The 19,411-nt window shown below is 71.3% G+C and carries 15 protein-coding genes; 13 read left to right on the top strand and 2 right to left on the bottom strand.

The genetic code is table 11. The annotated features are described in order from the left end of the window. Positions 1-117 precede the first annotated feature (117 nt). Positions 118-1,164 (bottom strand): uroporphyrinogen decarboxylase, encoded by a 1,047-nt coding sequence (gene hemE, locus AB0M76_RS20280; RefSeq protein WP_365954163.1) that lies wholly within the window; start codon positions 1,162-1,164, stop codon positions 118-120. Positions 1,165-1,312: 148 nt separating this feature from the next. Between hemE and AB0M76_RS20275 the strand changes: the two genes are divergently transcribed. The 12 genes from AB0M76_RS20275 to AB0M76_RS20220 all read left to right on the top strand — a co-directional run bounded on the left by AB0M76_RS20275 (position 1,313) and on the right by AB0M76_RS20220 (position 16,943). Continuing rightward, positions 1,313-1,969 carry a DUF3000 domain-containing protein gene (locus AB0M76_RS20275; protein WP_365954144.1) on the top strand — a complete coding sequence of 219 codons (657 nt, stop codon included), beginning with the start codon at positions 1,313-1,315 and terminating at the stop codon, positions 1,967-1,969. A 306-nt stretch (positions 1,970-2,275) separates the two neighbouring features. Next, positions 2,276-2,938 carry a response regulator transcription factor gene (locus tag AB0M76_RS20270; protein WP_007267191.1) on the top strand — a complete coding sequence of 221 codons (663 nt, stop codon included), beginning with the start codon at positions 2,276-2,278 and terminating at the stop codon, positions 2,936-2,938. A gap of 125 nt (positions 2,939-3,063) precedes the next feature. Continuing rightward, positions 3,064-4,335, top strand: a complete 1,272-nt coding sequence (locus tag AB0M76_RS20265) for a ribonuclease D (RefSeq protein ID WP_365954143.1) — start codon at positions 3,064-3,066, stop codon at positions 4,333-4,335. Between the two features lie 119 nt (positions 4,336-4,454). Further along, positions 4,455-5,198, top strand: a complete 744-nt coding sequence (locus AB0M76_RS20260) for a ferritin-like domain-containing protein (protein WP_365954142.1) — start codon at positions 4,455-4,457, stop codon at positions 5,196-5,198. Between the two features lie 190 nt (positions 5,199-5,388). After that, positions 5,389-6,615 carry an acetyl-CoA C-acyltransferase gene (locus tag AB0M76_RS20255; RefSeq protein WP_266997582.1) on the top strand — a complete coding sequence of 409 codons (1,227 nt, stop codon included), beginning with the start codon at positions 5,389-5,391 and terminating at the stop codon, positions 6,613-6,615. Then, entirely contained in the window at positions 6,612-8,741 is a 2,130-nt protein-coding gene (locus tag AB0M76_RS20250; protein WP_365954141.1) for a 3-hydroxyacyl-CoA dehydrogenase NAD-binding domain-containing protein, read from the top strand. The genes AB0M76_RS20255 and AB0M76_RS20250 overlap by 4 nt, the downstream gene beginning before the upstream one ends. 161 nt (positions 8,742-8,902) lie before the next feature. Further along, positions 8,903-9,943: a signaling protein gene (locus AB0M76_RS20245; RefSeq protein WP_365954140.1), complete on the top strand. Its 1,041-nt coding sequence runs from the start codon at positions 8,903-8,905 to the stop codon at positions 9,941-9,943. Between the two features lie 170 nt (positions 9,944-10,113). Continuing rightward, on the top strand, positions 10,114-12,108 hold the full coding sequence (locus AB0M76_RS20240; RefSeq protein WP_365954139.1) for a hypothetical protein: 1,995 nt from the start codon (positions 10,114-10,116) through the stop codon (positions 12,106-12,108). Between the two features lie 93 nt (positions 12,109-12,201). Continuing rightward, positions 12,202-13,707 carry a bifunctional cytidylyltransferase/SDR family oxidoreductase gene (locus tag AB0M76_RS20235; protein ID WP_365954138.1) on the top strand — a complete coding sequence of 502 codons (1,506 nt, stop codon included), beginning with the start codon at positions 12,202-12,204 and terminating at the stop codon, positions 13,705-13,707. 5 nt (positions 13,708-13,712) lie between these two features. Next, entirely contained in the window at positions 13,713-14,528 is an 816-nt protein-coding gene (locus AB0M76_RS20230; RefSeq protein ID WP_365954137.1) for a rhamnogalacturonan acetylesterase, read from the top strand. Beyond that, positions 14,525-15,325 carry an Ig-like domain-containing protein gene (locus tag AB0M76_RS20225; protein WP_365954136.1) on the top strand — a complete coding sequence of 267 codons (801 nt, stop codon included), beginning with the start codon at positions 14,525-14,527 and terminating at the stop codon, positions 15,323-15,325. Before AB0M76_RS20230 ends, AB0M76_RS20225 begins: the two co-directional genes overlap by 4 nt. Before the next feature lie 16 nt (positions 15,326-15,341). Beyond that, positions 15,342-16,943, top strand: a complete 1,602-nt coding sequence (locus tag AB0M76_RS20220; protein ID WP_365954135.1) for a glycosyltransferase family 2 protein — start codon at positions 15,342-15,344, stop codon at positions 16,941-16,943. Positions 16,944-17,016: 73 nt separating this feature from the next. Here AB0M76_RS20220 and AB0M76_RS20215 read toward each other — a convergent pair whose 3' ends face one another. Continuing rightward, on the bottom strand, positions 17,017-18,069 hold the full coding sequence (locus AB0M76_RS20215) for a hypothetical protein (RefSeq protein ID WP_365954134.1): 1,053 nt from the start codon (positions 18,067-18,069) through the stop codon (positions 17,017-17,019). 221 nt (positions 18,070-18,290) lie between these two features. Between AB0M76_RS20215 and AB0M76_RS20210 the strand changes: the two genes are divergently transcribed. Further along, complete coding sequence (locus AB0M76_RS20210; protein WP_365954133.1) at positions 18,291-19,358, top strand: LCP family protein; 1,068 nt, start codon at positions 18,291-18,293, stop codon at positions 19,356-19,358. Positions 19,359-19,411: the final 53 nt, after the last annotated feature.

Below are 19,411 nucleotides of genomic sequence, written 5' to 3'. Positions count from 1 at the left end.
ACACCCACCCCGGCCAGATCCGGAAGAGACAACGCCACCGACACCACCCCCCGATGACGTCGTCTCACCAATCCAGCCCTACGTCAACGGCATTGCGCTTAGGGGTGGGCTGGGGGCCTAGCGCCGGGTCCGGGTGTGGACGTAGTCCACCAGGCGGGTCAGGGCGTCCGGGGGGGTCGTCGGGAGGACGCCGTGGCCCAGGTTGAAGACGTGGCCCTCCAGGCCCGACGCCGCCGCGAGGACCTCGTCCGTCTTCGCGCGCACGGCCTCCTCGGTGGAGAAGAGCACCGCCGGGTCCAGGTTGCCCTGGAGCGCCTTGCCGGGGCCGACGCGGCGGGCGGCCTCGTCGAGCGCGACGCGGTAGTCGACGCCCACGACGTCCGCGCCGGCCTCGCCCATCAGGCCGAGCAGCTCGCCCGTGCCCACCCCGAAGTGGATGCGCGGAACTCCGTACGAGGCGACGGACTGCAAGACCTTCGCCGACGCCGGCATCACCGAGCGGCGGTAGTCCGCCGGGGCCAGCGCGCCGACCCAGGAGTCGAAGAGCTGCACCGCGGAGGCGCCGGCCTCGATCTGGACCTTCAGGAAGGCGGAGGTGATCTCCGCGAGGCGGTCCAGCAGGTCGGCCCAGAGCTCCGGGTCGCCGTACATGAGGGCCTTGGTGTGCTCGTGGTTCTTCGACGGGCCGCCCTCGACCAGGTAGCTCGCGAGGGTGAAAGGCGCACCGGCGAAACCGATCAACGGCGTGGCGCCCAGTTCACCCGTGAGCATGCCGATCGCCTCGGTGACGTACGAGACGTCCTCCGGGGTGAGGTCGCGCAGCTGTGCGAGGTCCTCGCGGCGGCGGATCGGCTGGGCGACGACCGGGCCGATGCCCGGCTTGATGTCCAGGTCGATGCCGATGGCCTTCAGCGGGACCACGATGTCGGAGAAGAAGATCGCCGCGTCCACGTTGTGGCGGCGGACCGGCTGGAGCGTGATCTCCGTGACCAGGTCGGGCCGCATGCACGACTCCAGCATCTGGGTCCCCTCGCGCACCTTGCGGTACTCGGGGAGCGAGCGCCCGGCCTGCCGCATGAACCACACCGGGGTGTGCGGAACCGGCTCCCGCCGGCACGCCTTCAAGAAGGCGGAATCGTACGTCTGACTCGGCTGGCCCGTCAGTGGGGTCTCCCCAGCGCGGGCGGAGCCTCGCGCGAGGGGAAGGTCATTGGCGCTCACGCGCCAAATCTTCGCACGTATGAAGAAGTGCCCGGCCCGGCGCGGGTGTCCCTGCGCCGCACGGACGCTCGTTCCGCCTAGTCTTCCCCGCATGGCTGCGGCTCAGGGACGATTTTCAGATGGCGCTGACGGTGTGGACAGCGCGAAGGAGAGCTCCGTCCCGCTCCCGTTCCGACGCGCGGTCGACGGATTGAAGAAGGCGCGCCTGCGTCCGGGGATCGAGATCGACCCCACCAGACCGCCCCAGCGCCTGGCCCCGCACGCCTATGCCCTGGAAGCCGCGGTCGTGGACGGCGAGGACGACCTGGCCGACGGCCGGCTCATCCTGCTCCACGATCCGTCCGGGCACGAGGCCTGGCACGGGACCTTCCGGCTGGTGACGCTGGTACGCGCCGAGCTCGAGCCCGAGATGGCCGCCGACCCCCTCCTCCCCGAGGTGTGCTGGTCCTGGCTGACCGGGGCGCTGGAGGCGCGCGGCCTGGCGTACGGGGAGGCGAGCGGGACCGTGACCATGGCGAGCTCGCACTACTTCGGCGGACTCGCGGAGCGGCGGCCGGCCACGCAGATCGAGATCAGAGCCTCGTGGACGCCGCGCGAGGGCGGGGGAGGGGTGCCGGACACCTCGGCGCACCTGTCGGCGTGGTGCGAGCTGCTGTGCCAGATCGCGGGGCTCCCGCCGGTCGGGCCGACGGACTCGGGGACGGGTGTGGTCTCCCTGCCACAGCGGCGCGGTCCGCACCACCCGTAGCCGTAGCGCCGTACGGCGGCACCCGGGCGGTCCAACGGGTCTGCACATCGTCCGAATGCACCGCGCCCCGTAGAACGGCCGATCGAGCGCCGGAGGCGGGGGGTCGGAACCGGGCGCCCGTTGTGGGCTTCTGATCACCCGATGATCGATCGTGCGTCCGAATTGCCCGAATTGTTACTCACCAAATCGTGATCATTTCCTAAAGCCGGGCGGGTGACGTGCCGAAGGAGTCAGTGACCATCCGCACGGTTCGCACCGGCTTCCTTCCCCGAGCCGGCCGTCCCGCCACTCCCCCAGGAGGCCTAGGTGTCCGTTCTTCTCGAGCAGCCCGCAAGCCTGGTCGCCTACCGCCCGAACAAGCCGACGGCCATGGTCGTCGTGGCCGACCCGCGCGTGCGTTCCACCGTGACCCGCCATCTGTGGGCCCTCGGAGTCCGTGACGTGATCGAGGCGTCGTCCATCGCGGAGGCCCGCCCCCGCGTCGGCAGCCCGCGCGACATCTGCGTGGCCGACGTACACCTGCCCGACGGTTCCGGTCTCACCCTGCTCTCCGAGACCCGGGCCGCCGGCTGGCCGAACGGCCTGGCCCTGTCCGCCGCCGACGACATCGGCGCCGTACGCAACGCCCTCGCGGGCGGAGTGAAGGGCTACGTCGTCACCGGCACGCGGACCAACATCGGGCTCCCCACCCGGCCCGGCGCCGCCCCCATCGGCGCTGCCGCCGCCCGTATGCACCGCCGCCCCCCGGGTGCCCCGAGCCACCCGGGCGGCTACCGCGAGCTCTCCGGCCGCGAGGTCGAGGTCCTGCGCCTCGTCGCGGAGGGCCAGTCCAACAAGGCCATCGGCGTCTCGATGGGCCTGTCCGCCCTGACCGTCAAGTCCCACCTCGCCCGGATCGCCCGCAAGCTGGGCACCGGCGACCGGGCCGGGATGGTCGCCGTCGCCCTGCGGACCGGGATCATCCACTGACACCTGCCCGGCGGCTCCCGGGGAAACTCCCGGGGAAGCCGGGGAAACACCCGAGCCTCCACCTCGCGCCCGTCGACGGAACGTTCCGGCGACGGGCGCGCCGTATCCGCGGATACCCTTGAGCGGTGACCGACGCCCAAGAGACCGCAGCAGACCTGCGCACCACCACCGGGGGCGGCCCCCCGGACGACGTCGAAAAGGCGCCGATTCCGTTGCTCGAGCCCCGTGAGGGGATCCCTCCGGTGGTCGCCGACGAGGACGCACTCGCCCGGGTGGTCGCGGCCTTCGCCGCGGGCACCGGGCCCGTGGCCGTCGACGCCGAGCGTGCCTCCGGATACCGCTACGGCCAGCGCGCCTATCTGGTGCAGCTGCGCCGCGAGGGCGCAGGATCCGCGCTGATCGACCCGGTCGGCTGCCCCGACCTGTCCGCACTGGGCGAGGCCCTGTCCTCCGCCGAGTGGATCCTGCACGCCGCCACCCAGGACCTGCCGTGCCTGCGCGAAATAGGCATGGTTCCCACCTCCCTGTTCGACACCGAGCTGGCCGGCCGCCTCGCCGGCTTCCCGCGGGTCGGACTGGGCGCGATGGTCGAGAGCGTGCTCGGCTACGCGCTGGAGAAGGGCCACTCCGCCGTCGACTGGTCCACCCGCCCGCTCCCCGAGCCGTGGCTGCGCTACGCCGCGCTCGACGTGGAGCTGCTGGTGGACCTGCGGGACGCGCTGGAGAAGGAACTGGACCGGCAGGGCAAGCTGGAATGGGCCCGGCAGGAGTTCGACGCCATCGCCGCCGCCCCGCCCGCGCCGCCGCGCAAGGACCCGTGGCGTCGTACGTCCGGCATGCACAAGGTGCGCCGGCGCCGTCAGATGGCCGTCGTACGGGAGCTGTGGGAGTCCCGGGACCGGATCGCGCAGCGGCGTGACGTGTCGCCCGGCAAGGTGCTGGGGGATGCCGCGATCGTCGAGGCCGCGCTCGCGCTGCCGGCGAACCTGCACGCACTGTCGGCCCTGCCCGGGTACGGACAGCGGATGGGCCGGCGCCAGCTGGAGCAGTGGATGGCCGCCGTGGACCGGGCGAAGGCCCTGCCCGAGAACGCGCTGCCGCAGCCGGGGGCGACCCCGGCGGGACCGCCGCCGCCGCGTTCGTGGGCGGACAAGGACCCGGCGGCCGCGGCACGGCTGGCTGCGGCGCGCACCGCCGTCTCGGCGCTCGCGGAGGGGCTGAACCTGCCCCAGGAGAACCTGATCACCCCGGACACGGTCCGCCGGCTGTGCTGGGAGCCGCCGCAGCGGCTCGAGGCGGACGCGGTGGCGCAGGCCCTCGCGGTCCACGGCGCCCGTCCGTGGCAGATCGAACAGGTGACGCCGGCGCTGGTCACGGCCCTGGCCGCGACCGCCTGACGCCCCGGTTTCCGCGAGAGCCCCCGGCCCCACCGGCCGGGGGCTCTTTCTGTCCCGGTTCCGCAACAGGGCCCCGGAGCCGCTTTTGAACACGCTCAAACCCCGCTAGTTTTTTGAACATGATCAACGAGGGGTACGAGGCATGGGTACGCGACTTCGAGGCCGAGCGGGAGCGCCGCGCGGCGGTCGGGGATCCCGACTGGGGCCGGGGGGCCGAGCTCGATCCGGCGCTCGTACGGAGCCTGCAGCGGTTCCAGGTCGGTGAGGACGGGGACGGCTCGGCCCTGATCGGGAAGGCGGACCGGGCCGGGGACCCGGTGTACGCGAAGGCGATACGGCTCTTCGTGGCCGAGGAGCAGAACCACGCCCGGATGCTGGCGCTGCTGCTGGCGGCGGGCGGGGCCGGGACCCTGGACGGGCACTGGAGCGACGCGGTGTTCGTACGGCTGCGCAGGCTGCTGGGGCTGCGGGTGGAACTGCTGGTGCTGATGGTGGCGGAGGCCGTGGCCCTGGGGTACTACCGGGCGGTGCGGGACGGGGCCCCCGATCCGCTGGCGGCGGAGGTGGCGGGCCGGATCCTCGCGGACGAGGAGCGCCACGTCCCCTTCCACTGCCGGCGGCTGCGCGAGGCGCTGGCACCCCTCCCGGCGCCGGCCCGCCGGGCCGCCACCCTGACCTGGCAGGCCCTGCTGGCGGGCGCGGCCGTGGTCGTCGCCGCGGACCACGGCCCGGCGCTGCGCCACCTCGGCGTCCGGCGCCGCCGGTTCACCGCGGACGTGATCCGCTCCTCCGGCCCCCTGGCCAGGGCGATGTCCACGACTCCCGCCCCCGCCACCGCCGAATCCAGCCCCGCCGGCGTTTGAGGCGCGGGGGGGGTCCGGGGGCGGAGCCCCCGGCAACGGCGCCGCCGGAGTGTGACCTTCGCCGCTCCTCCCGGAGGGGGTGTGCACGCCGGTTACCGGCAAGTAGCATGACCGGGTGAGCGGGCGCTCAGCCACCGGCCGACCGCGCCCCCGCGCAGCAGTGCACACCCGCACCTGGAGGAGAGCCAACGTGCCTCGTACCGTCAGGGACGTCGTCTTCGTCGACGGCGTCCGCACCCCGTTCGGCAAGGCGGGCCCGAAGGGCATCTACAACGGGACCCGCGCCGACGACCTCGTCGTGAAGGCGATCCGGGAGCTGCTGCGCCGCAACCCGGACCTGGACCCCAAGAAGATCGACGAGGTCGCCATCGCCGCGACCACGCAGATCGGTGACCAGGGCCTGACGCTGGGCCGTACCGCCGGCATCCTCGCGGGCCTCCCGCAGTCCGTCCCGGGCTACTCCATCGACCGCATGTGCGCCGGCGCGCTGACCGCCGTCACCGCCGTCGCGGGCGGCGTGGCCTTCGGTGCGTACGACGTCGCCCTCGCCGGCGGTGTCGAGCACATGGGCCGCCACCCCATGGGTGAGGGCGTCGACCCGAACCCGCGCTTCGTCTCCGAGAAGCTGGTCGACGAGTCCGCCCTCTTCATGGGCATGACCGCCGAGAACCTGCACGACCGGTACCCGACGATCACCAAGCTCCGCGCCGACGAGTACGCCGTGCGCTCGCAGGAGAAGGCCGCCAAGGCGTACGCCGACGGCAAGATCCAGCAGGACCTGGTCCCGATCTCGGTGCGCAACACCAACGAGGCGGCCGGTGAGACGGGCTGGGGCCTGGTCACCACCGACGAGCCGATGCGCCCGGGTACCACGCTGGAGAACCTGGCCGGCCTGAAGACCCCGTTCCGTACGCACGGCCGGGTCACCGCGGGCAACGCCGCCGGTCTCAACGACGGTGCCACCGCCGCGATCATCGCGTCCGAGGACTTCGCCCGCGAGAACAACCTCCCGGTCAAGATGCGCCTCGTCTCGTACTCCTTCGCGGGTGTCGAGCCGGAGGTCATGGGCTACGGCCCGATCCCGGCCACCGAGAAGGCCCTCGCCCAGGCCGGCCTGTCCATCGAGGACATAGGCCTGTTCGAGGTCAACGAGGCCTTCGCGGTCCAGGTCCTCGCGTTCCTGGAGCACTACGGCATCGCCGACGACGACGCCCGGGTCAACCAGTACGGCGGCGCGATCGCGTTCGGCCACCCGCTGGCCTCCTCCGGCGTCCGCCTGATGACGCAGCTGGCTCGCCAGTTCGAGGAGCAGCCGCACGTCCGCTACGGCCTGACCACCATGTGCGTCGGCTTCGGCATGGGCGCCACGGTCATCTGGGAGAACCCCAACTTCAACGCCGAGGGAGACTCCAAGTGAGCACCACCGCTGAGCTCCTGAAGGGCGCGGCCGAGCTGTTCCCGGACGAGGTCGTCACGTCCGCGCACGTCCGCCACCTGGACCTGCCGTTCGGCGCCGGGCGCTTCGCGCTCGTCACGCTGGACAACGGCTTCGACCACACCAAGCCGACCACCTTCGGCCCGCAGTCCCTCGCCAACCTGAACGCGGCGATCGACCAGGTCGAGCAGGAGGCCATCGCGGGCTCCATCGTCGGCGCGGGCATCACCGGCAAGCCGTTCATCTTCGCGGTCGGCGCCGACCTCAAGGGTGTCGAGCTGCTCAAGCAGCACGACGAGGCGCTCGCCATCGGCAAGGGCGGCCACGACGTCTTCAAGCGTCTGTCCGCGCTGGCCGTCCCCACCTTCGCGTACTACAACGGCGCGGCGATGGGCGGCGGTGTCGAGGTCGGTCTGCACTGCACCTACCGCACCGTCTCGAAGGCCATCCCGGCCTTCTCGCTGCCCGAGGTCTTCCTCGGCCTGGTTCCCGGCTGGGGCGGCTGCGCCATCCTGCCGAACCTGATCGGCGCCGAGCGCGCGGTCTCGGTGATCATCGAGAACTCGCTCAACCAGAACAAGCAGCTGCGCGGCAAGCAGGTCTTCGACCTGGGCATCGCCGACGCGCTGTTCGAGGGCGCGGACTTCCTGGAGCAGTCGCTCCTGTGGACCGCGAACGTCCTGAATGGCACCACCGAGGTCGTCCGCGACGAGATCGACCGCGGCGAGGCCTGGGACGCGGCCGTCGCCAAGGGCCGCTTCATCGCGGACTCCAAGGTGCACGGCGCAGCTCCCGCCGCCTACCGCGCGCTGGACATCATCGCCGCGGCCAAGTCGGGCGACCTCCAGGCCGGCTTCGACGCCGAGGACACGGCCCTGGCCGACCTCATCATGGGCGGCGAGCTGCGCTCGGGCATCTACGCCTTCAACCTGGTCCAGAAGCGCGCCAAGCGCCCGGCCGGTGCCCCGGACAAGTCGCTGGCCCGTCCGGTCACCAAGGTCGGCGTCGTCGGCGCGGGCCTGATGGCCTCGCAGCTGGCGCTGCTCTTCCTGCGCCGCCTGGAGGTGCCGGTGGTCCTCACCGACATCGACCAGGAGCGCGTGGACAAGGGTGTGGGCTACGTCCACGCCGAGATCCAGAAGCTGCTCGGCAAGGGCCGCATCAACCAGGACAAGGCCAACCGCCTGACCGCCCTGGTGACCGGTGTCCTGGACAAGGCCGAGGGCTTTGCGGACGCGGACTTCATCATCGAGGCCGTGTTCGAGGAGATGTCCGTCAAGCAGAAGGTGTTCGCGGAGGTCGAGGCGGTCGCCCCGGCGCACGCGATCCTCGCCACCAACACCTCCTCGCTGTCGGTGTCGGAGATGGCCTCCAAGCTCCAGCACCCGGAGCGCGTGGTCGGCTTCCACTTCTTCAACCCGGTCGCGATCCTCCCGCTGCTGGAGATCGTCCGCGGTGAGCAGACGGACGACGCCTCGCTGGCCACGGCCTTCGGTGTCGCGCGGAAGCTGAAGAAGACCGCGGTCCTCACCAAGGACGCCCCGGCGTTCGTCGTGAACCGCATCCTGACCCGCTTCATGGGCGAGATCCAGAACGTCATCGACGAGGGCACCCCGGTCGTCACGGCGGAGAAGGCCATCGAGCCGCTCGGCCTGCCGATGTCCCCGCTGGTGCTGCTGGAGCTCGTCGGCCCGGCGATCGGTCTGCACGTCTCGGAGACCCTGAACCGCGCCTTCCCGGAGCGCTTCACCGTCTCGCCGAACCTCGCGGCCGTCGTCAAGGCCGGCAAGCGCGGCTTCTACGTCTACGATTCCGGCAAGCCGGAGCTGGACCCCGAGGTCGCCGCCCTCCTGGTCCAGGGCGATGTCGTCCTGACCGAGGAGCAGGTCCGCGACCGCGTCCTGGACGCGGTGGCGCAGGAGATCGGCCTGATGCTGGAGGAGGGTGTCGTGGCCGAGGCCCAGGACATCGACCTCTGCCTCATCACGGGCGCCGGCTGGCCCTTCCACCTGGGCGGCGTGACGCCGTACCTGGACCGCGAGGGTGTCTCGGAGCGCGTGAACGGCAAGAAGTTCCTCGCCCCGGGTCTGGCGAGCGTCCCGGCCTGAGGCCTGTACGCCCGTACGTACGCCCGTACTGGCGGTACCTGAGCACCGCGGACGCCCGTCCCCCTCGTGGGGGCGGGCGTCCGCCGTTCTGCGGGGCGGGGCGGGACCCGCAGCGGGGCCCGGCGCGGAACCCGCCCGCCCGGGCTGGCAGAATACGGTCCATGGCGGATGGCAAGACACCTTTCAGCCGCCGGACCCTGCTGTTCGCGGGCGGCGCTGTGGCCGTCGGCCTCACCACGAGCGGTCTGTCCTGGGCGCTGCGCGCCGGGGCCGGCGAGCAGGACGATTCCCGGCCGGTGGTCGGCGAGTTCGACATGTCGACCGGTGCAGAGCTGCTCGCTTCGACTCCGCTGTTCAATACGACGGGTCCGCAGTCGTTCGCGTTCGACGACACGAACGGTCAGGTCTACACCCTGCAGACCGTCCAGGCCGGTATCCGGCTCGACGACGAGGAGGACGCGGTCGACTCGGGCGGCCGCAAGACCTCCGGCGATATGTGCCTGACCCGGCTGAGCAGTTCCGGGAAAACGCTCGGGCACATGTATCTGCGCGGCTTCGGCCACGGAATTTCCTGCGGCGTCGAGCCGACGGGCCAGCGCACGTACATATGGGTGGAGGGCAGGGCCGACGCCGAGAGCGGCTACGGCCGCACGGTGGTCCGGGTGCCGTTCAAGGACGGTTCGGTCCTCGACAGTTCCGACGAATCCGTCCACCATTTCGATCCGGTTCCCGGATCCACCGATGTCTCCCCCGCGCTCGACCTGCCCGGCGAACGGGTCCTGGTGAGCCACGAGGAGGAGGGCGTACACCGGTTCTCGGTGTACGGGATGGCGGATTTCCTGACCGGGAGCTTCAACCCCGCACAGGTCATCAAGGCCGGGGTGCAGGTCCAGGAAGAGGAGTGGTTCCAGGGCTGCGCGCTGTACGGGGACTTCGTCTACGTACTGACCGGCAACCCGTATACCGGGCAGAACGGGGACAATCCACGGAAGTCCGGCGGAAATACATATGTCTCGGCAATTGACGTCCGCACCGGCAAGGCACAAGGACGTCACCTCGTGACCGTGGCACCGGATCTGGCCTACCGGGAGCCGGAGGGAATCGCGGTCAGCCTGGCCGGCGGACGGCCGGCATTGTGCGTCGGATTTTCCGTGAAGGCGAAGGACCGGCGCGAGCTGGCGCTGTATCGCTACACCCTCTGAGGATCCGCGCAAGAGGGACTCAAGAGGGACTGATGTCACATGTCTTTGTGAAGATGCCCTAAATCATTGGCCTATGGTTCACCAGACGTTCTGGGGCCGTCCATGAGGCTGCTTATACTACTGCGACACTTCACAGGATCCTTATACCTCCACGGGGGAGGCACCGCACCATGGGCTCCAAGCGGCTGCGAGCCGTGTTCGGCGTTCTGATCACGGCTGGGCTCATCCTCAGCTTCGTCGGGATGCTGGTCGCCGTCGCCTTCGTCTCACTCCCCCTGTTCGCAGGCTGCGCCGCGCTCAGCTACGCCGCCGACCTGATGCTCCACAACACCGAGTCGCCGACGCTGGAGAAGCTGCGCGACTCGCGCTTCGGCCTCACCATGCGCTTCCTGATCCGGCAGTTCCTGCTGCTGGGCCTGTGCGGTGCCATCGCCGACATCGAGTCGTTCGTGGCGCAGATGACGACCATCGGCCTGCTCCTCCTGTTCATCCTGCAGCTCGCGTACGGGGCGCTCCTCAAGCACGTCCGCAAGATGCGCAACGAACTTCCGTTCACCACGCGCGGGCTGGACCTGGAGGCGCTCGGCATCCGCCGCATGCCGCACCCGTTCCTGATGAACAAGCACGTCCGCAAGACGCTGCACCTGGACATCCCGCTGGTGGCCGGCTCGCTCGCCACCATCGCGACGGACGACTGGCGCTTCGTCACGTACGGCATGATCACCACCGTCTTCCTCGCCTATTTCTCGCTGCTGGTGCTGGTGCCCGACGCGCGCAACGCGCTCAAGCTGCCCACCACCGACGAAGCCATCGAGGAGCTCAACCACCAGCTGGCCGAATACCGCCCCCAGGTCGCGCTCTACTTCACCTTCGCCGCCGTCTCCAAAGACTTCATGTACCAGGTGAACATGTGGCTGGAGTCGCTGGAGTCGCTGGAGCTGCGGCCCATCATCGTGCTGCGCGAACGGGCCACCCTGCGCTACCTGGACGCCACTTCGGTGCCCGTCATCTGCATTCCGAAGGCGGACAATCTCGCACGTATCGAGATGAACGAACTCCGTGTCGCCCTCTACCCCGGCAACGCGGGCAAGAACGTGCACATGCTGCAGCGCGCCGAGGTCAAGCACGTCTTCATCGGCCACGGCGACAGCGACAAGCTCGCGAGCAGCAACCGGGTCAGCAAGGTCTTCGACGAGATCTGGGTGGCCGGCCGGGCCGGCCGCGACCGCTACGAGCGCATCAAGCACGCCGTGTCGCACCACCAGATCGTCGAGGTCGGCCGACCCCAGCTGATGCCCCTGCACCGCTGGACCGGCCGGGTCGCGGGCCCCGTGCCCACCGTCATCTACGCCCCCACCTGGGAGGGCTGGACCGACGACGCCTGCTACACGTCGGTCATCCCGGCCGGCGAGAAGCTGATCAAGGCGCTGCTCGACTACGAGCGCGACATCCGCATCATCTACAAGCCGCACCCGCTCACCGGCTCGCGCTCCGCCGAGGCCGCCGCCGCCCACCGCCGCGTCATCGCCCTCCTCGAGGAGGACAACGCCCGGCGCTTCGGCCGCAACCTCACCGACTCCAAGGCCGCCGCCAAGAAGCTCGCCCGGATCGACCAGCGCATCGCCGACCTCTCCGAGCGCGGCGTCCGCTCCAAGTACCCGGACCTCACCGAGGAGGAGCGGACCGCACGCATCCGGCGCAGCCGCAACCAGGCCGGCGCCCTGTACTGGAGCGCCGTTCCCGACGGCGCGCACCACGTGGTGACCGAGCGGATCCCGGCCCTGTACGACTGCTTCAACCAGTCCGACCTCCTCATCGGCGACATGTCCAGCGTCGTCTCCGACTTCGTCGCGACCCTGAAGCCGTACGCGATCTTCAACCTCGACGGCCTGCCGGACGACCAGTTCCGCAACGAGCAGCGGACGGCGTACGCCTCGTACCTGCTGGACGGGGACTGCAACGGTCTCGCCGAGGCCATCGAGGCCACGCTGAACCCGCGCGAGGACCTCATGGCCCCGTACCGCGAGCAGCTCAAGGAGTACCTCCTCGGCGAGGAGTACCCGCCGTCGATCGTCCGCTTCAACGCGGCCGCCAACAACCTCTACCGGCGGGGGCTGCGCGACTTCCCCATCGAGTACCCGGAGCAGGCCCCCTACCCCGTGTAGGCGGGCCTCCCCGGTGCTCGAGTCGCACCGCCCGTCCACCCACCGCCCTGCCCGACCGCCGTGCCGCACCCCTCAGCTCAGGAAGAAGGAGCCTTGTCCTCCAGGCCCGTCCCCCACCGCACCGTCGCCGTCGTTCTCGCTGGGGGCACCGGCCAGCGCATCGGTCTCGAGATACCGAAGCAGCTGCTCAAGATCGCCGGCAAGCCGATCCTGGAGCACACGCTCCACGTCTTCGAGAACGCGCCGGACGTCGACGAGGTGATCCTCCTCATGACGCCCGCGTTCGTGGAGGACGCCCGCCGCATCGTCGAGCGGGCCCGGCTGGGCAAGGTCACCCGGGTCCTGGCCGGCGGCTCGACCCGCAGCGAGACCACCCGGATCGCCATCGCGGCCGCGGCGGCCGGGCTCGGCGAGGGCGAGGACTGCAACCTCCTGTTCCACGACGCGGTGCGCCCGCTGCTCTCGCAGCGCGTGGTGCGCGAATGCGTCGAGTCCCTCGAGCGCTACCAGGCCGTCGACGTCGCCATCCCGTCCTCCGACACCGTCATCGTGACCCGCACCCACGGCGACGACGGCGAGTTCATCACCGAGGTCCCCGACCGCTCCCGGCTGCGCCGCGGCCAGACCCCGCAGGGCTTCCGGCTCTCCACGATCCGCGCCGCCTACGAGCGGGCTGCCGCGGACCCCTCCTTCCAGGCCACCGACGACTGCTCCGTCGTCGTGAAGTACCTGCCCGACGTCCCGGTCCACGTGGTCACCGGCGACGACTACAACATGAAGGTCACCCAGCCCGTCGACGTCTTCATCGCCGACAAGCTGTTCCAGCTCGCCTCCCACGCCGCGCCCGCCCAGGCCGGCGAGGCCGCGTACCGCGAGCAGCTGGCCGGCAAGACGATGGTGGTCTTCGGCGGCTCGTACGGCATCGGCGCCGACATCTCCCGCATTGCAGAGGGCTTCGGCGCCCGCGTCTTCGCCCTGGGCCGCTCCACCACCGGCACGCACGTCGAGAACCTCGACCACGTCGAGGAGGCCCTGGCCAAGGCCTACGCCGAGACCGGCCGCATCGACTACGTCGTCAACACCGCCGGGGTGCTGCGCGTCGGCCGCCTCGACGCGACCGACAACGACACGATCCGCGAAGCACTCGATGTCAACTACCTCGCGCCCGTGAACATCGCCCGGACCTCGTACAAGTACCTGAGCGAGACCCAGGGCCAGCTGCTGCTCTTCACCTCCAGCAGCTACACCCGCGGCCGCGCCGAGTACAGCCTGTACTCCTCGACCAAGGCCGCCATGGTCAACCTGACCCAGGCGCTGGCCGACGAGTGGGCCGAGGACGGCATCCGCGTCAACTGCGTGAACCCGGAGCGCACGGCCACCCCGATGCGCACCAAGGCGTTCGGCCAGGAGCCCTCGGCCTCGCTGCTCACGTCCGAGTCGGTCGCCCTGACCTCCCTGGACGTGCTGCTGTCCGAGATGACCGGCCACGTGATCGACGTACGCAAGCAGGACCCGACGACGACGCCGGCGCAGCGTTCCGGCTTCGAGGCGGCGCTGGCCTCCGTACTGATCCAGACCACGGAGGACCAGGGGGTCTAGGCGTGATGTACACACCCGGACAGCAGCAGCCGCCGCGGAGGATCTTCGTGGCCGGCGACTCCGAGGCGGTCACCCGGCCGTACAGCTATCTGCCGATGGTGGGCTGGGCCCAGGCACTGCCCCTCTTCCTCACCGATGCGGTCGAGGTCGTCAACTGTGCCCGCGCCCGCGCGAGTTCGAAGAGCTTCCGCGAGCGCGGCCGGCTCCAGTGGATCCTCGACAACCTGGAGCCCGGCGACTACCTGCTGTTCGGCTTCGGCCAGATCGACTGGAAGACCGACCCCGGCCTGCACACCAAGCCGTTCTCCACCTTCCAGGAGAACATGGCCGCCTTCGTGCACGGCGCGCGCGAGCGCCAGGCCCACCCGGTGATCCTGCTGCCGTACGAACGGCGCCGCATGGACGCGCACGGCAACGTCGCCCGCTTCCTGGGCGACTACCCGCTCGCGGCCCGGCAGCTGGCCGAGGACGAGCACGTTCCGGTCGTCGACCTGTACGGCCAGAGCGTGCAGTGGTGGGAGGAGCTGGGGCCGGAACCGTCCAAGCTCGTCTTCACCTATCTGCGGCCCGGTGAGCCGCTGCTGGAGAACGTCCAGGACGGGGACAACGTGCACCTGCGCGCGGAGGGCGCGATCGAGTGCGCCCGGTTCGTCGCCCGCAGCCTCGCCGAGCAGGGCGTCATCCCCTCCCCGTGGGTCCGCGACCTCGACCGCCGCCGGTTCTCCTACGAGGAGATGGGCTGGCTGGACGAGGAGACGTTCTCGCACCGTACGAAGTCCCGGGTGTCCGAGCCCGCGGCACGCAAGGAGTCCAGCGCGTGAACCTCCTCCGCCGCGGGCAGGCCGTCGGCGACACCCCGTCACTGGGCGCCGTGTACGCGGCCCTTTACAGCTCCGCCGACCCGCGCCGCGGTGTCTCCCCGGGCGAGACCGTCCAGTTCGGCCTGTCCGTCGCACCCGATCAGGGCGCCTCGCGCGGCTGCGCGTACCTGGCGGAGGAACCGCTGACCGCCGTCGGCGAGATCGTCGGCGTGCAGGGGCTGGAGTACTTCCCCCGCCAGCGCTGGTTCCGGGCCCGCGCCGACGCCGGGGAGCAGACGACGGGGGTCCTGCACCTGCGCGTCGGCGACTCGGCCACGGCACGCAGCATCCGGCCCCGGATCCTCGTGGGCATCCCGGACGCCTCGGGCCGCAAGCTCGTACGGACGGGGAAACTCGCCGCCGAGCCCCTGCCGCTGCGGCCGGCCACCGCCCGTGGCCTGCGGATCGCGACCGAACCGGACCGGCCGGGCACCGTCAACGTGCTCTCGGCTGCGCCGGCGGGAAGCACGGCCATCTCCGTGACACAGCCGCGGGGCGGCCGGGCGCAGCTGTCGCAGGACGGCTGGGTCACGTACGCGCCCGCCCCCGGTTTCACCGGCTACGACCGGTTCGAGTACACGGTGGGCACGGCCTCGGCCGCCAAGCTGACCTCGCACGTGAACGTCTTCGTGGGCTCCTTGGAGCACATCCCGGGCGCCTTCCCGCAGCATCCGTCGGACAGCGCCCCGCGTCCTTGGCAATGGCCCGAACTCACCGGGGAGATGCCGTGGCCCCGCCCCGCCGCTCCGCAGAACTGACGAGGATCCCGACATCATGAACACCGCCGTCGTCGGCCCCACCGACGTCAAGGACGTGACGGTCGCCGTCCGGGTCTGCAATCAGGCCGCCGCGCTCGACGCCTGCCTGGCTTCCGTCTTCGTGCAGTCCATCGGTACGGAGCGACTGGAGATCATCGGCGTCGACGACGGCTCGACCGACGAGAGCGGGTCCGTACTCGCGCGCGCGGCGCACCAGTACCCCGCGTTCGTCCGCGTGGGGCAGGTGTCGCACGGGCTGAGTCCGGCGGCCGCCCGCAACTGGGCGCTGAGCCAGGTGCGCGGACGGTACGTCATCTTCCTGGAGGCCACGGACCGGCTGGCACCGGACGCGCTGGAGCGGATGGTCGCGGCGGCCGACGCGAACGAGGCCGACGTCGTGCTCGGCAAGCTGGAGAGCTCGGGCCGGCATACGGTCGCGACGTCGATGTTCCGCAAGAACCAGGCCTACACCGATGTGTACGCCTCGCGCGTCTACTGGTCGCTGACGCCGGACAAGCTGTTCCGCACCAGCCTGCTGCAGCGCCGCGGGCTGGCCTTCCCCACCGACATGGTGATCGGCGACGACCAGGCCTTCACGGCCGGCGCCTTCATCGGGGCCGACAACGTCTCGGTCGTCGGCGACGCGACCTGCGTGGTCAAGGGCCCCTCGCCGGCGGAGCGGGCGACGCTGCCGGACCGGGTCGCCCTGGTCTCCCGGATGCTGGCCCTGGTCGGCTCGCAGCTGCCCGAGGGGCCGCGCCGGGACAAGCTCCAGTCCCGCCACCTGGAGGTGGAGCTCGGCAAGGCGACCGCGGCCGCGCTGATGTCCGCCACCGATGCGGCGGAGCGGGACCAGGCGCTGTGGGCGGCCGCCGAGGTGCTGCGCACCCAGGCGTCCCCGGGGGCGCTGGCGCTGCTGCCGCGCATGGTGGCCGTACGGTTCGCCCTGCTGGCGCAGGGCCGCTTCGCCGAGGCGCAGCGGATGGCCGCGTTCGAGGCGGACAAGGAGCGTCCGGCCGTCCGTAAGACGGTGGAGAACGGCCGGGTGTACACGACGCTGCCGTTCTTCCGCGACCCGCAGGTCGCCCTGCCGGACGAGCTGTTCGACATCACCGGTGACATGACGGTCACCCACCAGTTGGAGAAGGCCCGCTGGGACGGGCCGATGCTGCTGCTGGAGGGCTTCGCGTTCTTCGAGCAGCTGTCGACGAAGGACCGCGCCACCCGGGTGGTGCTGCGCGAGCGGACGAGCGGTGCGATGGAGAGCTGCCCCGTCACGGCCCGCAGGGACGACGAGCTGACCAACGCCAAGGGCAGGCCCCGGGCGATGGGCCGCTTCTCCTGCCGGGTCAACCTGGCGCAGACCTCGAGCGGCTGGCCGCTCCCGCCGGGCACCTGGGACCTGCACCTCGCGGTCGGCTTCGAGGGCGTGACCCAGGAGGTGCGGCTCGGCCCGCGTCGTGCCGAGGAGCTCGACACGACGGCCCGGATGCCGGTGCGGATCGCGGCCGCGCCCGGTACGCAGGGCTTGGAGCTGGCGGCCACCCCGTACTACACGGAGTCCGGCGCTCTCAGCATCGAGGTGTCGCAGCGGACGCCGCTGCCGCGGCACGCCTGACGGCAGGGCCGCGGGACGGCCGGGACGGCCGTCCCGGCCGGCGCGGCCTGCCCGCCCGGCGCCGGCGTCCGCCTCAGACGGCGTCCCAGGGGCCGAAGACCAGCCCCTGCTGGGTCGTGTCCTGACGGGTGCAGATCAGTGCGCCGTCCGCGTCGAGGGCGGCCACGACGATGCGGCCTGCCGCGTCGACCGCCACCTGGGGCGCGTGCGCGCCGTGGCCGCCGAGGGAGGCCCACCAGGTGCCGTAGCCCTCGTTCTCGGTGACGTAGGCGGTGAGTTCGATGTCGCCCTCGGCGCCGGTCTGCGCGAGCACCGTGCAGTCGTAGCCGCCGATGACGGCCCGGACCACGCCCGGCGCGCCCGTGCCGCCGGCGCCGCCGAGGGCCATCAGGCCGCCGCCCTGCGCGCCCTGCTGCCCGGCCCGCCAGGCGACCAGCGAGCCGTCGCCCGGGTAGCGCCAGAAGTACGTCACCCTGCGCGGCCCCGTCTCGCACAGGACCGGGGTGCCGGGGACGACCGGCGTGGGGATGCGGTCGGCGAGCTGGAAGCGGCCCTGGCCGACACCCACCCAGCGGTCGGCTCCGGCCCGGCCGAGGGCGAGCAGCTCGAGCGGCCCGCCCGCCGACATGAGCGGGGCCACGTCGCCCGCGTACGGCTCCGGCGCCACCTGCTTCCAGCCGCCCCACGCGCCCTCGGCGTTGCGGCTGCGCCGCAGGACGCCGCCGTGACGCAGGGAGACGAGGACGTGCGTGGAGCCCGAGCGCTGGTTGACGGCGATGCGCGGCGGGCCGGCCAGCCGTTCGTCGGCGGGGCCGCCGCGCAGGCCGGGGGTGCCGAGGCTGTGCCAGTCGATCATTCCTCGGCCCGGCTGGAACTGGGTGGAGACGATGACCTCCGGCCCCTCCGAGTCGTCCTGGGCGGCCCGCAGGGCGACGAAGTGCACGTACCCCTCGCGGCTCTGCGCCATCGAGACGGTGCCCAGCCAGCCCGGGACCTCGAACGCGTCGGGGCCGGTCCAGCCGGCGCGGGGGGCCGCGGCCTCGGTCCAGCGCAGCAGGCCGTGCGGGGTGCACGCGTAGGCCGTCAGGCGGCCGTCGCCGCCCTTGAACAGCCAGTTTCCGGCCACCGACGGTGACCGGCGGGAACCTGGTCCGCCCGGGGCCGCATCCTGCGCCGTGCGGTCGGAAGTGGCGCCCCGGCTACCGCTTTTGCCTCGGATCACGCCACTGTCCACCCTTCTGCCGAGTATGTCCTGCTCAAGCGACGAGGCTCTTCACCGGAAAGAACCAGCCACTCGAAAGTGTGTCTTATGATGCACCCCATCGATAATAGAAGGGCTCTGCCTCCATGACCGACCGGCCCTCGGCCACTACTCCCCCGTCCCGGCGCAAGCCGCGGCGCGGCGGCAGGCGACGTGCCCTGCGAATCGTGCTGCTGACGGTGGCCGTGCTCATCCTCGCGGCCGGTGGCGCGGGCTGGTGGGCCTACAGCCATCTCAACGGCAACATCGACAGCGTCGACCTGGACCAGGCGATCGGCGACAACCGCCCGAAGAAGGTCGTCGCGGGCGCGCAGAACGTCCTCGTACTCGGCTCCGACTCGCGCGCGGGGGCCAACGCGGACCTCGACCACGGCGATGTGAGCGGCGCCCGCTCGGACACCGCCATGCTGGTGCACATACCCGAGGGCCGGTCCAAGGCCACCGCGGTGAGCATCCCGCGCGACACCCTGATCAGCCGGCCCGAATGCAAGGACGCCGACGGCAAGACCGTCAAGGCCGCGAACCGGGTCATGTTCAACTCGGTCTACTCGCTGGCCGGACCGGCCTGCGTGGTCAAGACCGTGGAGCAGATGTCCGGGATCCGCGTGGACCACTTCGTCGAGGTCGACTTCGCCGGGTTCAAGGGCCTGGTGGACGCGCTCGGCGGGGTCACCGTCACCCTGGACAAGCCGATGAGCGGAGCGAAGGGCGGCCTCAAGCTCGACGCCGGCACGCACCGCCTGAACGGCGCCGACTCGCTGAAGTTCGTCCGTACCCGCTACGGCTACGGCGACGGCAGCGACCTCGGGCGCATAGGGCTCCAGCAGCAGTTCATGATGGCGATGCTGTCGGAGATCAAGAAGCAGGACGCGCTCGGCAACCCGGCCCGGCTCTACAAGCTCGCCGACGCCGGCACGAAGTCGCTGACCACCGACTCCGACCTCGCCTCCCTCACCTCCCTGGCCGACTTCGCCCAGAGCATGAAGGGCGTGGACCCGGACACCATGGAGACGATCATGCTTCCGGTCGCCTACGACAAGGTGGACCCGAACCGCGTGGTCGTCGCGGAGCCGCAGGCGGGCCAGCTCTGGGAGGCCCTGCGCACCGACCGGAAGATCCCGGCGGAGGCGAAGAAGTCCCCCGCCAAGGGCTGACGGACCGGCACGGAAGCCGGCCGTACGGGTGACCCGTACGGCCGGCTTCCGGC

This window comes from Streptomyces sp. NPDC051364, assembly GCF_040682115.1.
In the GTDB taxonomy this organism is placed as follows: domain Bacteria; phylum Actinomycetota; class Actinomycetes; order Streptomycetales; family Streptomycetaceae; genus Streptomyces.
Note: the sequence above shows the minus strand (reverse complement) of the source record. Positions and strands in the feature narration are given on the sequence as shown.

Excerpts from the sequence above, each read along its gene's own strand:
- AB0M76_RS20275 (WP_365954144.1), top strand. The coding sequence starts at position 1,313 with ATGGCTGCGGCTCAGGGACGATTTTCAGATGGCGCTGACGGTGTGGAC.
- AB0M76_RS20260 (WP_365954142.1), top strand. The coding sequence starts at position 4,455 with ATGATCAACGAGGGGTACGAGGCATGGGTACGCGACTTCGAGGCCGAG.
- AB0M76_RS20245 (WP_365954140.1), top strand. The coding sequence starts at position 8,903 with ATGGCGGATGGCAAGACACCTTTCAGCCGCCGGACCCTGCTGTTCGCG.
- AB0M76_RS20240 (WP_365954139.1), top strand. The coding sequence starts at position 10,114 with ATGGGCTCCAAGCGGCTGCGAGCCGTGTTCGGCGTTCTGATCACGGCT.
- AB0M76_RS20230 (WP_365954137.1), top strand. The coding sequence starts at position 13,713 with ATGTACACACCCGGACAGCAGCAGCCGCCGCGGAGGATCTTCGTGGCC.
- AB0M76_RS20220 (WP_365954135.1), top strand. The coding sequence starts at position 15,342 with ATGAACACCGCCGTCGTCGGCCCCACCGACGTCAAGGACGTGACGGTC.
- AB0M76_RS20210 (WP_365954133.1), top strand. The coding sequence starts at position 18,291 with ATGACCGACCGGCCCTCGGCCACTACTCCCCCGTCCCGGCGCAAGCCG.